We start from the raw sequence: 17,279 nt of genomic DNA on the forward strand, positions 1-17,279 counted from the left end.
AATGACAACGCTGTCAGTAAATTATACAAGTAATCACAACAATAAGGTTTCTCGGAATTATTTTCTGATAGAACTAAACACTAATAGGGGAAAACTGTGTCCAACAGAACATTTAAACGAAGCGTGTTGTCTTCAACCATAGCGGTAGCTCTCTCTGCCGGTTTCGCACAAAACGTTATCGCTGAAGAAAAATCATCGGCAGACGCCGAAATGGAAGTCATTCAGGTGAAAGGTATTCGCGCCAGCACCGTTAAAGCAATTAACGTAAAGCGTTTTGCACCTTCACAGGTTGATGGCATTGCATCAGAAGATATCGGTAAGTTACCCGACGTAACAATTTCAGACTCACTACAGCGCATCACTGGTGTACAGGTTGAGCGTACAGCAGGTGAAAGTGGTCCAGTTCAAATTCGTGGGATGTCGCAAGTTGATACTACACTTAACGGCGAAGTATTTTTAAGTGCAACCACCATTGATTCATCAGGCGCTGACTTTGGAGACTTACCTTCTCAGCTTTTCTCTGGTGTTGATGTTTATAAAACAAGTGAAACGAAACGTACAGTTTCTGGTATCACCGGTGCAGTTGACCTTAAAACACGTCGTCCATTCGATATGAGCGAAGGCTGGACAACAAACGTTGCAGCAGATGTGACACAGGGCTCTATTAGTAACGAAACCGATCCTAATCTAAACGGTTTAGTTAGCTACAACGCTGAAAAATGGGGGGTTTTATTCTCAGCAGTAGCACAAGAAGCAACCCTTGCTACTGACTACAATGGTTTCTTCGATACCTCTGAAAATGGTGGTATCGGTGCGGCTAACAACAACTTCACATGGGGTCAAAACCCTCAAGGTAACGACATTCGTCACGTTGTACCGCAAGGTTTTGCGGCATTTAACAAGCAAGAAAAGCGTGAGCGTCAAGGTTATCAATTTGCTTTTCAAGCTGACTTAAGTGAAGGCTTTGAGCTAGTTTTTGAAGCTTTCTATACCGATCAAGAGCGTTTCAACGAACGTCAAGGCTTCTCACATAACAACCGTTGGTACTCTTTTAATGACTATGCATTCCCAACAGATTCAGGCTACACTGATAAATTTACCGATATTCATGGTAATGAGTGGGGTTCGGTAAATGATTTTTACCTGCAGCCATGGCGCATGCAGACGTTCACTCAGGTGAACAACAACTATGAAACATCTACCAACTTAAATTTAGAGCTAAACTTCAATAATGGCGGTCCATTGTCTGGTCAAGTACGTGTTACACGTGCTAAAGCGGATGCAAGCATGCGTCACGGCTATGGTGAAGGTGATTTACTGAGTATTGACCAAGGAACTCGTGTAACTGGCCCAGGTCAGTTCACACCAGCTGAGTACTGTGGAGCAGGTGACACGATTGTGGGCGACCAAGGTGGTTGTTACGCAGCCTTTGCACCAGGCGGCATCGAAGATGATTCATTCCTTATCCGATATGATGCACGTGGCGAATCTCCAGTATTTAGTGGTTTTGACCAAATGGTTGACGGTGGTCAAGGCCAGATGACAATTGCTGACTACATGGGCAGCTTAGATTCATACCATATTGGTGCATTCTCATCAGAAGGTAATACCGATGATGAAGGGGAAATCAATACATTCAGCACAAACTGGAATTACCAATTTGACGATCTTCCATTCATTACAAGTGTTGATTTTGGTGTACGCTATATGGAGCGTAAAGTAGATCACGACCAATTTACATACACGTCTGAATTTGGTGATGGCTGTGATATTGCACAGTGGAAAGCGGTTGACCAATACCACACTGTTGATACCTGTGAAGGTAACCCAGCGGCAGGTGAATACCTAACAGAAGATGTTGGCGATTTAACTGCAGGTACTTGGGTACCATATACATTATTAGGTCCATCACGCCTTGATACCTATACAACAGTTAGCCAAATTTCTGACTTTGGAAGCGTTAAGGGCATTCCGACAATGTGGGCAATTGACCCATCTAACTTCCGCGACCCTCGTCAATTCCACCTAGATACGTTTGGTAATGTTCAGCGTACAGAAAATGCCGGTGCATCATATGATGTAAAACTAAACGAGTTCAGCTACTTTGCACAAGCTAACTTCGAGTGGGAAATGATCCGCGGTAACTTTGGTATGAAGGTGGTTGAAACTGACCTTTATGTTAAGCAAAACCTTGCTGGTTCAAACTTACCTCACTCAGGTTTAGGCCCGGATATCGGTGATGTGGTAACTGAGCGTAGTTACACTGATTACTTACCTTCACTAAATATCATTGCAGATATTACAGAAGATGTGATTGTTCGTGGTGCCTACTCTAAAAATATGCAAGCACTTAGCCTTGCTAGCTGGGGCGGTGGTAAAACAGTGGGTAAAGCCATTAACGGTGAATGTGACTGTTTACGCGTAGTAAATGGTACCCTAACAGGCAACCCGGCTCTTAACCCATGGCGTTCAGAAAACTTCTCACTATCTGCTGAATGGTATAACGGCGAAGCGTCAATGATGTTCTTAGCGTTTTATAAAATCGATATTGAAAGCTTTACTACAGGTGGTGAAGTAATGATCGATGAGCCAGATGACGATGGTATCCGTCGTGGTCCTTGGCCCTTCAGTACACAAATACAAGGTACGGGTGGTCACGTCCAAGGTGTTGAAGTTGGCATGAAAGCAGCGTTTAGCGACTATACGGACGTAGCAATTCTAAATAACTTTGGTGTAGATGTTAACTATACGTACAGTGATAGTGGTTACGAAACTGATGAGCCAAGCCCATTTGGTTCGCGACCGTTCCCAGGTAACTCTGAGCATACATACAACTTTGTACTATGGTACGAACAAGACGATTTCTCAACGCGTTTAGCATGGAATTCGCGTAGTGAACGTATGATCACAGAAGGCTCTGACAATTCTGTAGCTAAACAACGTCTTCTCCAGGACCCTTATTCGCAACTTGATTTCAGTGCAACATACCATGCAACTGAAAACCTAGATATCTTTATTCACGGTTCTAACCTTACTGAAGAAGTACAACAGACTTATCTGCAATTCTCTTCACAAAAAGCGTTCCGTAACGAGTATGAATCGCGTTGGACCCTTGGTGTTAGGGCAACATTTTAATCCTTAGAATTATTAGGATTTAGGTTGAATTAACACTTTCTGCCCAAGACTGCCGTCATTTGGCGGCAGTCTTTTCTTTTGGTTTCATCACGATACAATGCAAATACCCATTTGATTAACTAATTGCCTATTTACTTAATCAAGTTACTTAATCAAATTGGTATTGAAGTATAAGCACGAGTGTGAACCATGACAGAAACGACAAAAACAATAAATTCCATCGTCATCGTTGGCGGCGGCACATCTGGCTGGATGACAGCTGCAGCCCTTGCTAATCACGCCCCGCTAAAACACTGTAAAATAACCCTAATCGAATCAAGTAAACTTGGCACCATAGGTGTCGGTGAAGCCACCATTCCAACTTTGCGCCGCTTTTACCAAAAGTTAGGGTTGAGTGATGTTGAAGTATTAAAAGCTACCAAAGGTAGCTGCAAACTTGGCATTGAATTTCAAGGCTGGGCAGGTGAAAATTCCCGCTTTATTCACCCGTTTGGCATTTACGGGCAAAGTACGCCTACTACCCCATTTCATCATTATTGGTTACGCGCAGAGCGTGCAGGTGCACACAGCGATTTAACTGATTACTCACTTGGCGTGCAAATGGCAAAACACAACAAATTTGTGCCACCCAAAATAAAACCAAAAAACCAGTTAGAAATTTTTGATTGGGCGCTGCATTTTGATGCCAGCTTGTTTGCCAAACTGATGTTCGATTATTCAACCAATAAAGGTGTTCAGCATATCGATAACACCATTTTTAGCATTGAAAATCACCTTGATGGCAGCATTAGTCAATTACATTTTGAAGATGGCTCAAGCATCGCGGCGGATTTATTTATCGATTGTTCTGGCTTTAAGGCGCTGTTAATTGGTGAAAACCAAGCTGTTGAATATGAAAATTGGAGCCATTGGCTATTAAATGACAGCGCTATCGCAGTGCAAACAAGCGCAACGACTGAGCCCATCACTCGTACTCTCGCTATCGCGAAAAAAGGCGGCTGGCAATGGCGTATTCCACTTCAGCATCGCGTTGGCAATGGCTACGTTTACAGCAGCACATACCTTTCCCATGAAGAAGCAGAGCGAAGCTTGCTTACATCAATCAGTGGCGACATTATACAACCACCACGTAAATTTAGTTTTACCCCTGGCAGGCGCAAAACAGCGTGGCATAACAACTGTGTCGCCATTGGTTTAAGCTCTGGCTTTTTAGAGCCATTAGAGAGCACCAGCATTGCACTTGTTGAAACGGCCATCGAAAAACTCTTACTTACTTTCAATAGCAATCAATATTCAATAAACGATGTCGCTAAATTTAATGATGTGAATGCACAAGAATATGAGCGCGTACGAGACTTTATTATTTTGCACTATAAGTTAAACGGCCGCAGCGACAGCCCGATGTGGCAGTATTACCGTGATATGGCAATTCCGGCATCACTCGAAGAGAAAATGCTAACCTTTGCTAAAACTGGCGAGTTAAAACGTCTGCCTTGGGAAATGTTTGGCCCTGACAGTTGGCTGGCTATTTACCACGGTTTAAATTTTTTACCCGAAAACTACCAAGCAAGCGCAGATAATATGCCGCTCAATTACTTAAACGCACATTTAACTAAAATGCGCGAAATGGTTTCAAGCCAAGTAAACAATGCGCCTACCCACAGCGAATTTTTAGAGAAGCACTGTGGCTATCAACCAATCAAGCAACAGGAAGCGGTATGCAGTTAACACACAATCCCATTGAAAAGTTTGTTATTGTCGGTGGCGGCACCGCAGGTTGGCTTGCTGCAGCAACGCTTGGCAATATTTTTAAAAACAGCAACACCCAAGTTGAGCTGATTGAATCAGACGAAGTCAATATTATTGGTGTCGGCGAAGCCACGATTCCACCGCTCATTGATACGCTTGAAAGCTTAGGCATCGATTTAGTTGAATTTATAAAAGCCACTCAAGCCAGTTTTAAATGGGGTATTCAGTTTGAAAACTGGTATCAAGAATCGCATAGCTATTTTCACCCGTTTGGTGAAGTTGGCCAAAAGATTGATGGTCACGAGTTTTACCAATGTTGGCTAAAACAAAAAGCCGAAGGCGACAACACGCCGTTAATGGCTTACTCGCCAGAAGCGGTATTATCTGAAAAAAATCGCTTTTTTGTACCGCACCAAGCGATGAATACGCCACTTGCAGGCGCCCGCTTTGCGCTACACCTTGATGCGGTGCTGGCAGGCCAATACTTACGTAAATTTTCTGAAAACATTGGTGTAAAACGCACCGTTGGCCACGTGGAATCAATTAGCAAAACGATTGACGGACATATATCGTCCGTCACATTAAAATCAGGCGAGACAATAAGCGGCGACTTTTTTATTGATTGCACGGGCTTTAAGGGTTTATTGATTGGTAATGCGCTTAATACTGAGTACCAAGATTGGTCTGAGCATTTACCCTGTAATCGCGCTGTTGCGGTACAAACCAAACTTACGGGTGATACCAAACCGTATACCGTTTCGCGCGGGCAAAAAGCCGGTTGGAGCTGGCATATTCCGCTGCAACACCGCACTGGCAATGGTTATGTATATTGCGACAAATACATCACCGATGAAGAAGCGATTCAAACCTTACTTGATAATGTTGACGGCGAGCCGCTAACCGAGCCAAGAGTGATCCCGTTTGTTACAGGTGTGCGCGATAAAGTATGGAATAAAAACTGCCTATCACTTGGTCTGGCACAGGGGTTTTTAGAGCCGCTTGAATCCACTGCAATTCATTTAGTCTCTAAATCACTGGCACTGTTTGTGCGCATGTTTCCGACTAAAAAGCCAAATGCGGTATTACAAAACGAATTTAACCGCCGCATTATTGGCGATTATCAAGAAATTCGCGACTTTTTAGTGCTGCACTACTGCACCACGAAACGAGACGACTCAGCGTTTTGGCGCGACTGGCAGCAAAAACAAATTCCGGCAAGCTTATCTGAGCGCATTGAGTTTTTTAGACAAAGCGGCGGATTGATCCCAGGTGTAGAAGAGCTATTCCAACCCACCAGCTGGTATGCGGTGTTTGATGGGATGGGGGTGATACCCAATGGTTACAACCCAACCTTAGATGCGCTTAACAGTGAAACGCTGGCAAAAAGTCTTATGGCTGGCAGAAATGCACTAAAAAAGTGCGCCGAAACGCAGCCCACGCACGATGACTTTTTACAAAAGTATTGCCCGGCAGAAGAGGTGATTTTTAAGTGAATCATCTTTATCTATCATTAGGAACGGTTTCTTGCAGCCGATCCTTTTAACCGCATAGTGAAACTTTCTTCAATCATCAGTTGAAGTGAAAATGTACTTTGAGTTAAGTTGCCCACAATGACATCGCCTAGGTTAATTAAATATTAAAGTAAGCATTATAGATCGCTTTTTTGTACCTTTTTTACAACGTATCATTGACTTAATTAGTTCTGTATGAGATTTTGTGCCAAGAAGACATACTATGTCATGGATTAAGGAGTCAGTAATATGGATTTAAATGAACTATCAATTAAATTAGCTAACGCTAATTCTCAAACCGCAGAGTTTGAGTCATTTATCATTTCAAACAGTAGCCAAGACGTTCTTCAAATTATCGTAGACGGTAACGATGAATTACCTATTTTTGTAACACGCACCGAAGAGCAAGTATTGTGTATCTCATATCTCTTCAACGAAGAAGAAATCAAACCAGAACAAAAAGTTGAGCTCAATAACTTATTGCTACAGCTCAATGTACCAATGCCACTGAGTGCATTTGCAAAAATCGACGACAAATACGCTATTTTCGGTGCGCTATCGACCACTTCAACGTTCGAACAAATAGAACACGAAATAATCACTTTAGCAGCCAACAGCATCGACGCGCTGGAAGCCATTTCTGAATATCTAACGGACTAATTTTACAGGAGTAAACTTATGAGTATTTTCCAAAAATTATTTACCGCTCTGCGTGGCGGTGCGCGCGAAGCCGGTGAAGGTATTGTGGATGCAAACGCAATTCGAATTTTTGAGCAAGAGATTGTCGATGCAAAAGCCGCGTTAAATCAGGCAAAGAAAGGTTTAACGGAAGTGATGGCAAAAGAAATGCAGTCAAATCGAGCGATCAAAGCCGTTGACGCTAAAATCAGTGAGCATGAAGACTTTGCAGCCCAAGCTCTTTCTCAAGACAATGAATCGTTAGCATTAGAAATTGCCCAAAAGATAGCTGAATTTGAGCAAGAGAAAAGCCATCAAACAGAAGTGTTACAGAGTTTTCAAAATCACATTGTCACTTTAAAACAGCAAATTAAAAAAGCTGAAAAGACAATCCAAGAAAACCAACGTCAGTTGAGTATGGTTAAAACAACTGAGAGCGTACAAAAAGCCACTTTGGCAGTTAATGACACCCTAGTGAGTAATAACTCTTCAATGGCGTCTGCTAAAGAATCTTTAGAACGTATCAAGCAGCGCCAAGCTGACAAGCAAGACCAGATTAATGCGGCAGAGATGCTTGATGCAGAGTCAAGCGACAGCGACCTTGAAAGCAAGATGCAAGAAGCTGGCATAGGTAAAGAAGCAACTCGCAGCCAAGCAATCTTAGATCGCATCAAGGCTAAACAAAGCTAAGTTGAAAATGTAAAGGACTACATGTGATTAACAAGAAGGACTCTTGGCAAAAGCAAGAGCAAGCTGTCAGAGCCACTCAGCTTGCTTTTGATTTAAGTTCAGAAGCGCAAAAGTTCATCAAAAAAAAAGCTATTGATGCTGAGCTAACACCATCCGACATGATCCGACGGATTCTCGATTTGGAAGTCAAATCCAAGAAAACTCGCCAGCGCTTAAGCTTTAATCTAAACGATGAAGAATTACAGCTACTAGCCACTCGCTTTAATGTCGACCCAAATGATAAACGCAGTGTTAAACAAAAAGTAGCTGAGATACTAATTCAATTTGCACAACAGCCTAATTAACCAACATTCACAATACGAGACTCTAGTATGGATTTTCTAAATACCGCATTTAGCTTTCCCAGTAGCATTTATACCTTGCTAATGGTGATAGTTATTTTATTTTGGTCAGTTACCCTGATTGGGTTTGCAGATATTGATATGCTTGAAGGGGATGTCGACGTTGATGCCGAAGCTGACGTGGGTGGTGATTCCGGATGGTTTCAAGCGGCATTTGGTGGTGTTCCGCTTACTATTTCATTGAGCCTAGTAATTATGCTCAGCTGGATGTTCAGTATTTATTGCCAAATGTTTTTTAGTTACTTACTAGGTGACGGCATTTTATTTTATGTATTCGGCATCTTCATGTTGTTAGCAAGCCTTATTGCTGCCGTGCCACTTACAATCGTATTTCTAAAGCCTCTTAAACGGTTTTTTAAAGGCCATAATACTGCATCTCGCAATGATCTTCTCGGTTTAGAATGCACAATTGCGACCGGTAAAGTTACACAGTCTTTTGGACAAGCCCGCGTTTTTCATAATGGAGCAGAACATCTCATTGAAGTACGTTGCGAGCATAACAATCAATTTAAATCTGGTGATCAAGCTGTACTCATTGAACACCAATCAAGTCAACACAGTTACATCATCGCAGATAAGCCTTGGTAACAATACACTTATATAACTAGGAAAATTCAGGAAGAAAACATGGAATTTTTAGACAACTTAATGCCAATCCTGACAGTTGCAGGTATAGCCGTTGCTATCATTTTTAGCATCTTACTTATCATTGGCAAATTTTATCGAAAAGTAGAACAAGGCCAAGCGCTTATCATCAATAAAATGAAAAATGAGCCGGATGTAACAACCACAGGTGGTATTGTTTATCCAGTTATTCATAAAATGGAAGTGATGGATATTTCAACTAAACGTATGGTATTAGATCGTCGCGAAAGTAGCGGTTTAATCTGCCGCGACAATATTCGCGCAGATATCGCTATAACGTTTTATATCCGCGTTAATGAAAGTAAAGAAGATATTTTACGTGTTGCTAAGCAAGTAGGTTGTTCACGCGCTTCGCAACCAGAAACGCTGCAAGAGCTTTTTGAAGCTAAATTTTCAGAAGCATTAAAAACCGTTGGTAAGCAACTTGAGTTTGAAGAGCTCTTTACACAACGTGATATGTTCAGAGACAAAATTAAAGAAGTCATTGGTCAAGACTTATCAGGATATACTCTTGAAGACGTTGCAATTGATTACTTAGAGCAAACAAAGATAGAAATGCTTGATCCTAACAATATTCTTGATGCCGAGGGTATTCGCCGTATTACTGAAAAAACCGCGCAACAGAATGTTGAAACAAACCAGCTAAAGTGTAACGAAAAGATCAACATCGAACATCAAAACCAAGCTGCGCTTGAAAAGTCTAAGGAAATAGAGCGTCAACGTGAAGATGTGTTAGCCAAACAAAAGCGTGAAATTGAAACAGTGCGCGCTCGTGAAACAGCTGAAGCTGAGCGCGTTAAGCACGAAGAACGTGTAAAATCGGAAGAAGCACGCGTTGCCGCAGATGAACAAATCGCAATTGCAGAAGAGAACAAGCAACGTGAAATCGACATTGCAGAGCAAAACCGTTTACGTGTTTTAGCTATTGAAGAAGAAAAAGTAACGCGAGCACGTCAGGTCGAAGAAATCGATCGCGAGAAAGAAATTGAAATTTTACGTATCAATAAAGAAAAAGCACTTGAAGTCGAACGTAAAGAAATTGCAGATGTTCAACGAGATCGCGTAGCCGTTGAAAAAACAGTTGCCGAAGAGCAAGAACGTATAAAAGATGTGCAAACAATCGCGGCCGCAGAGCGTGAAAAAGATGCCATTGTTATTAGAGCAAAAGCTGAAGCTGAAGAAGCGCTTGTTAAGGACATTGAAGCTGCAAAAGCAAAAGAGCAAGCAGCTGAATACAAAGTACGCGAGCTTGAAAAAATGGCGGAAGCAGAGCTTCGTGTAGCACATCAAAAAGCTGAATCGATTAAGATAATGGCGGAAGCCGAACAAACTGAAATAGCTGCTAAAGGTCTTGCTGAAGCTGATGTTATTAAGGCAAAGGCTGAAGCTGAAGCAATTCAAGGCGAAGTAGATGCAACGAAACTAAGACAACAATTAGAAGCTGAGGCTCAAGGAAAACGTGAAATAGGTAACGCTGAAGCTGAAGTGCAAACTGCGATGGCCGATGCTATTAAACAACAAGGCCAAGCGGAAGCTGATACGCTTGAGCTTAAGATGACCGCAGAAGCAAAAGGTTTGCAAGAGAAGCTCGAAGCATTAAATGCGATGAATAAAGAAGCACGTGATTATGAAACATTCTCTCTAGAGTTAGGACAGCAAAAAGAGCTTACTCTTGCGAAAATTGATGCAAGTAAAGACATCGCGGCTCATCAAGCAGAGGTGTTAGCGAAAACGCTAGGAAATGCGGACATTAACATTATGGGCGGCGATGGTCAGTTCTTTAATCAGTTTATGAAAGCGATATCACTTGGTAAATCAATTGATGGTTTAGTTGATGAGAGCCAAGTTGTACAAACAGTATTCAAAGATCATTTAAATGGCGACCGTAATTTAGTTGAAGATTTAAAAGGCGTACTTGCTGGCGCGAACGAGTCATCAGAGACACTTAAAAACATCAACATGAGCAAATTACTGAGTCAGTTATCAAACTCAAGTGATTCACAAAAATCTCAACTTTTATCACTATTGGGCATTGATTTAAGCCAATCTCAAAAACTTGAAACGCAAGACTAACTTCCACTGTGAAAAAAGCGCACTATAGTGCGCTTTTCCCTCTAAGGCTATTTTTCAGGACACATTGTAAATGACGGAACAAGCACAGCAAACCGCTTTAGAACAAGGCTCATATGACCTTATTAAACGCCGCCTCAATAACCTCGGCAATGAACTAAAATCATCTGTTGACGCTATCAATCAACAACGTATTGAAAGTTTTGGCAGCACAGAACTGCAAGTAAAAGGTCGAGTCCGTGTGCGCACAGAAAATAACTGTGTACCGCGTGATATTGTTGTTATTGGCGATAAACTGATCTTTGCTTACAACGTGTTTATTGGCCTGAAAACAAACACCAGTATCCATGACGTATTTAGTGTTCACAAACTGTCAGTTGTGGATGAGCACTTTGAAATTGATGATTACCCAAGTGAAACCCGCTTTTTAACAGACAGTCGTTTTATTCGTGATTTTGAAGAGCTCTATACATACTACAAACAAGCAAAACTGCAGCATTTATTTGCTCAACATGGCAAATTATATGCCCTATTCCAAATCGGTGACAAACTCAGCGATGTTCGTGTTTTTCGTTGGCAGATTGAAAACGACAATACACTTAATTACATCGATAATCGTGGCGAAAGAGACATACAAAATCGCCAAGACTACGATTTCGAATGGGAAAAGACTTCGCGAGAACATCATGTTGAAGGCGCACACCCTCATATCAACGTAAACGATACTATTTTTATCGATACCAAACGCGGTGCACTGACGTTTAAAATCGAAAACAACACTGATTCTGGACAAGGTATATACAGTGAACCACTCGATGATAAAAACCAATCGCTTGCAGATTGCGAACTGGAATATGCGCTCGTTGGCGATTTAGTATTGCTTAAGGTTTTGCCCTACCGTGAAAAAGAATGGCGATACTTTATCTATAATACTCGTACCCAAACCATTGTTAGGCAAGATGCAATTTCCCATGCCTGCGTGTCTTTACCTGAGGACCATGGCATTATTTACCCAGGTGGCTATTATCTACAGTCGGGCCAATCTCGCTACTTTGAGGATAACTTAAACGACTTAGAATTCCATAAGCAATTGCGCTCACCAAATGGTGAGGATGTGCTCTATGTGTTTTATGAGCCAAGTGAAGGGCGCTACGCACTCTTTGCCTACAACATCATTGAAAAGAATCTACAAAATCCGATTTATTGTCATGGTTACGGTGTTTACCAAGACGGTTTAACCGTCACATTTAAAGGTGAAAAAGACGAAGCTGAGCGTGTTCACCCATTACAAATATGGCAAAGTCCCTTTGTCTCTGCTGAATACGCGGCTAACGCACCCGCACCAACCGATACGTTCGGAAAAATTGGCAATCCCGATTTAGTACGTGGTATATCAGATTTATTCAGTGTATGTCGAGCGATTCAAGAACAAACTGCAACGCAAAATCACTACGAAGATCTGATCTCCCTTGCTCGCGCAATATTTGATCGTTACCACTGGTTAACTAAAACCGAGTTCGAAAAGCTTAATTCTGAATTACACAGTGTGCTTGAAACTGCTGAGCAAGTGCTCGACGAATTTGAAAAGGTTACTCAAATTCAAAGCAAAGCTAAAGAAGCACTCGATGACATTAATGAGCAGGTTCAAACAGCACTCAAAGGGATCCGTCCCGATAGTTTCAAACTGGCCAACCAATTTGTCGAAAGTCTCGCCATCCTCAAGCAACTCAGTGGCAAGGTCATCAGTCTTGAAGACGTTAAATATATTGACGTTAACGCTCTGTCTAAATTGCAACAAGAAATTACTGAACAAGAAGGCTTGCTTAGTAACGCCACAGCAAAGTTCTTACAAAAAGACGAAGCGCTAGAGCCTTATCATAAACAACTTAAAGAAATTAGCGAACTTGGCGAAAAAAGTGAAGGCGTTAGCGAGCTTAACGATTACTTAAAACAACTTGACGCCTTAGCTGGCGAGCTGGATTTGCTCAATCATACCATGCTTGATTTGGAGATTGATGATAGCCGAGTTCGCACCCAAATATTAGAAGACATTAGCGGTGTATACGCACTTGTTAACCGTGCAAAAGCCAGCATTGAAATAAGACGCAAAAGTTTAGGTTCTGTTGAGGCAAAGGCGGAGTTTGCCGCGCGATTTAAATTGTTCTCGCAAAGCATTACCGGAGCGCTTAACAGTGCAGACACACCTGAAGAATGTGACGAGCAACTATCTCGACTTTTAATCCAATTAGAAGAGCTAGAATCTCTCTTTAGCGAACACGATGAATACTTAGCTGAAATCATCGCTAAACGCGACGATGTGTATGAAAGCTTTGAAGCGCACAAACAAAAATTACTAGATGAACAGCAGCGCAGAGCACTGTCATTAACTAATGCGGCTGAGCGTATTTTGCAAGGCGTCACCCGAAGACTCTCTAGTTTTAATGAGTTAGACGCCTTAAACAGCTACTTTGCTGGCGATCCAATGATCAGCAAATTGCGTAAGTTGATTAAAGAGCTACAATCGTTAGGTGATGAAATACGCGCCGACGATTTAGAAGCAAAACTCAAAGCAACGCGCGACCAAGGTATTCGTGCACTGCGCGATAAGCAAGATATTTATACCGATGGTGGTAACACAGTGAGTATTGGAAAACATGCCTTTGGTGTGAACAACCAAGCACTGGATTTAACGCTACTGCCTCGCGATGACGCCTTAATGTTCCATCTTACTGGCACGGATTATTTTGAACCAATCACCGATGCCGAAACAGCAGCAAAAATGTCCGATTGCAAAGCAATTTGGCAACAATCTTTGGTTTCAGAAAATAACGATGTATACCGCGGTGAATATCTAGCATATCAAATGCTACACGCGGCACGTAATCAAACCCAAGAATTAACACTTGATACTCTATTAACCGCTCAAAAAGAGTCTAGCCTACTCACGCTTGTGCAAAAATTTGCTGAGCCAAGATATCAAGAAAGCTACGATAAAGGCATACACGATCATGACGCAGCAATTATTTTAGACAACTTGCTGGCGCAATCGCAAGAATTAGGGCTTCTTACCTACCCTATTGCCTCTCGTTTTATGGCGCAAGCGCTGTTTATTAACTTAAGCGATGTAGAGCAAGACACTTTGCAAAGCCAAGCTCAAAATAGCCAGTTAATGAGTGAGCAGTTCGGAAATGACCAATTTAAACTGACACTGTCTCTGGCTCTGACGGAAAAACTTGAGTCATTTGCGAATAATTTACCAGCACTTAATGCATTGCTTGGGCAAATCTCATATGCACTCGGCGCAGATTACTTGATCAACGAACTTGCTAATATGCCAAATGGCTCGCTGCAATTTACTGTAAATAAACAGGCCAAACTGGCAGCAGAACAGTTTATTGGCGCCGCGAAAAGTAAAGGTTTTTGGCAAACTGTGACTGACACGCTGACTAAACTAACCTCATTCGATGAACAAGCAGCTCTAACGGTCAACTGGTTAAAAGCCTATGCGAAAAACAATGAGCATGATGACAAAACGGCCATAGAGGCAGCCAGTTTTGTACTCTTTAGCACGCACTTCAAAGCAAAATTCAGTGGGATTGACACTAAAGTAGAAGCACAGGTAACTGGTTTAATGGGCCAGCATGCACGTATTAATGAGCAAACAATGGCACTTGATTATGCTGAGTTTAGTCAACGTCTGACCCACTACAATCACTCCATAGTGCCGAATTTTGAGCGTTATCATGCGCTTAGAAAAGAAGTAATCGATTTACAAAAAGATAAATTGCAACTAGATGAGTTTAAGGCGAAACCTCTGAGCTCATTTGTACGAAACCAACTCATTGATAAAGTTTACTTTCCGATTATTGGCGATAACTTAGCAAAGCAAATTGGTGCCTCTGGCAAAACCAAACGAACCGATTTAATGGGCATGCTCTTACTGATATCTCCACCGGGATACGGTAAAACTACACTTATCGAATACATAGCGAACCGTTTAGGGCTTACCTTTGTCAAAGTAAATTGTCCTTCAATTGGTCACGACCAAGTCTCGCTTGATCCTGCCCAAGCAATCAATGCTACTGCAGCCAAAGAGATTGAGAAAATTAACCAAAGCTTTGAGATGGGTAATAACGTGATGTTGTATCTCGATGATATTCAACACACAAACCCTGAGTTTTTACAAAAATTCATCTCTCTTTGCGATGGTTCAAGACGTATTGATGGTGTTTGGAACGGCAAGAGTAAAACCTATGATTTGCGCGGTAAAAAGTTCTCAGTCGTAATGGCTGGTAACCCGTATACCGAGTCAGGCGAATCATTCAAAATCCCAGACATGCTAGCAAACCGCGCCGATATCTATAATCTCGGTGATACCTTAGCGGGATGTGAGCAAGAGTTTGCCATGAGTTTTATTGAAAACTCCCTGACATCCAATGCAGTAATGGCGCCGCTTGCCAATCGAAATATGCAAGATCTGTATAAGTTTGTTCGCATTTGCCAAGGCGAAGACATTTCTCTTAACGAATTAGAGTATAGCTACTCAAAAGCTGAAGCCAATGAGATCACGTCCGTTCTAGATAAACTGATGCACGTCAGAAATACCGTGTTAAAGGTAAATGCACAGTATATTGCATCGGCTGCACAAGATGACATTTATCGAACCGAGCCACCTTTCAAACTACAAGGTAGCTACCGTAATATGAACAAAATGGCTGAAAAGATTGTCGCTGCCATGAACGATGATGAGCTTGAAAACCTAGTACAAGACCATTATCGCGGCGAAGCGCAAACATTAAGTAAAGGCAGTGAAGAAAATCTTTTAAAGCTCGCTGAATTAAGAGGCACGCTGAGTGAACAAGATGCTGAACGCTGGCAGCAAATAAAGAAAGACTACAGCAGTAAAAATAAACTCGACCAAGCAGGTAGTGCAGAAATGATGGCAGTAGAGCAACTTGCCAATGTACATAGCTCACTTGAGCAAATTGGCGACAAGTTAAATGCAAATACGCTTGTGCATAATTACCAAGAACAATTTGGCTCTCTCGTAGATTCAATTCGTAATTTAGATAACGCCAATGCTTTGAATACACTAACCGATACTTTGTCGACGCAACTTTCTACTTCGCCATACCAAGATACGCTGACAGAGATTGCGCAAACCATCGCCAGTAATAATTCAATTGATGCTCTGGGCAGTATTTCTAATGCACTTGCTCAAGGCAATCAGCAGAGCACACAGTATACCCACTCATTGCAAGATCTCACTCAAGCTGTAGAAACACTTAAACTAGAGAACATTGAACAGTTGCTTGCTAAGCTTGTGACCGCTCAGGACAATACCGCAAATTCTGTCGCTCTACAAAGCGATGTGCTGAGCCAATCTATTGCTCATAACAATACGAACGAAACACTAAACCACATTGCCAAGCAGTTAAGTGAAGGTAACGAGCAAAAAGGCCATGAGCTAGAAAAACTCCAAAGCCTTGTTCAAGCAGTTGATTCTGAAAAACTAACCAAAGTTGAGCAGTTACTAGAGCAACTAGCGCAATCTCATCAAAACGCCGCGGAGAGTTTAAATCAACAAGGGGAGATTGCTATTAAACGTAATTCACAACTAGCTGAAATCTCGGAGCAACACCGTAAACAACTCGACTCTTATGTTCAAAAGCAATTAATAGCAAATAGTATGGTTGAACAAATGGAAAGACTCAATGCACAAAGCGTTGAAGCAAATAAGTTGCAACAAATCTCCAACAAAGACACATCAGTACTTATTGATACACTCAATAGCCTAGTGGAAACACAGCAACAAGGCATCGAGAGCGATCAAACGTTAGAAGTGAGCGAAAAGTTATTAGCGCCACTTAATCTCATTGCGCAAAGTACCCAGAATCAATCTCAAACTCTGAATGAGCAATTGGCGGCTATCTCAAGCGTAATCGAGGCGCAGCAACAAGTATCTAAGCAAACCGTGCAAGAGCTAACCACGGCGCTCTCCGCGATAACACCAAATGTAACGGTGGATAATCATACCGACCCAAAAGTTGCCGAAGCGGTATCTGCTATCGCAGAGACAATTGACGCTTCACTATTGCCTGTACTAAAAATCATGCAACACAAAGTGAGACTCGATCACGATGTTTGGAATAAAGTAGATGCCGTCTCTAAGCAATTAAAGACACTTGATAGCTCGTTCGAAGAACCTGAACCTGTAATCACCGCACAAGATAAAGCGATTATTGTTTCATAAAACTGACAATGGAGCTTAAATCAATAAGCTCCAACATTTAAAAGTAAACAAAATTTACTTAAGCTTGGCAAAAGCTTAATGGCGTGTAAAACAGCGCTCTAGCAATATGTCTTAAAACAAACAACCCACGATGACTTTTTACAAAAG

General features: G+C 41.8%; 9 protein-coding genes. All 9 read left to right on the forward strand.

Annotated features, from left to right (window positions below):
• Positions 1-96 precede the first annotated feature (96 nt).
• The 9 genes from L1068_RS02795 (at position 97) to L1068_RS02835 (ending at position 17,132) form a co-directional block, all read left to right on the forward strand.
• Positions 97-3,135 carry a TonB-dependent receptor gene (locus L1068_RS02795; protein ID WP_237128976.1) on the forward strand — a complete coding sequence of 1,013 codons (3,039 nt, stop codon included), beginning with the start codon at positions 97-99 and terminating at the stop codon, positions 3,133-3,135.
• Positions 3,136-3,324: 189 nt separating this feature from the next.
• Positions 3,325-4,863 (forward strand): tryptophan halogenase family protein, encoded by a 1,539-nt coding sequence (locus L1068_RS02800; protein WP_237128977.1) that lies wholly within the window; start codon positions 3,325-3,327, stop codon positions 4,861-4,863.
• Positions 4,854-6,377, forward strand: coding sequence for a tryptophan halogenase family protein (locus L1068_RS02805; RefSeq protein WP_237128978.1), 1,524 nt, complete (start codon positions 4,854-4,856; stop codon positions 6,375-6,377). The genes L1068_RS02800 and L1068_RS02805 overlap by 10 nt, the downstream gene beginning before the upstream one ends.
• A gap of 267 nt (positions 6,378-6,644) precedes the next feature.
• Positions 6,645-7,055 (forward strand): DUF2170 family protein, encoded by a 411-nt coding sequence (locus L1068_RS02810; RefSeq protein ID WP_237128979.1) that lies wholly within the window; start codon positions 6,645-6,647, stop codon positions 7,053-7,055.
• A gap of 18 nt (positions 7,056-7,073) precedes the next feature.
• Complete coding sequence (locus L1068_RS02815; protein WP_237128980.1) at positions 7,074-7,763, forward strand: PspA/IM30 family protein; 690 nt, start codon at positions 7,074-7,076, stop codon at positions 7,761-7,763.
• Positions 7,764-7,786: 23 nt separating this feature from the next.
• Complete coding sequence (locus L1068_RS02820; protein WP_237128981.1) at positions 7,787-8,107, forward strand: hypothetical protein; 321 nt, start codon at positions 7,787-7,789, stop codon at positions 8,105-8,107.
• 27 nt (positions 8,108-8,134) lie between these two features.
• Complete coding sequence (locus L1068_RS02825) at positions 8,135-8,752, forward strand: OB-fold-containig protein (RefSeq protein ID WP_237128982.1); 618 nt, start codon at positions 8,135-8,137, stop codon at positions 8,750-8,752.
• Positions 8,753-8,791: 39 nt separating this feature from the next.
• A complete protein-coding gene (locus tag L1068_RS02830) occupies positions 8,792-10,882 on the forward strand; it encodes a hypothetical protein (RefSeq protein ID WP_237128983.1) in 2,091 nt (696 codons plus the stop codon).
• A 70-nt stretch (positions 10,883-10,952) separates the two neighbouring features.
• Positions 10,953-17,132, forward strand: coding sequence for a DNA repair ATPase (locus tag L1068_RS02835; protein WP_237128984.1), 6,180 nt, complete (start codon positions 10,953-10,955; stop codon positions 17,130-17,132).
• Positions 17,133-17,279: the final 147 nt, after the last annotated feature.

This window comes from Pseudoalteromonas sp. MMG024 (assembly GCF_021654175.1).
Classification (GTDB): Bacteria; Pseudomonadota; Gammaproteobacteria; order Enterobacterales; family Alteromonadaceae; genus Pseudoalteromonas.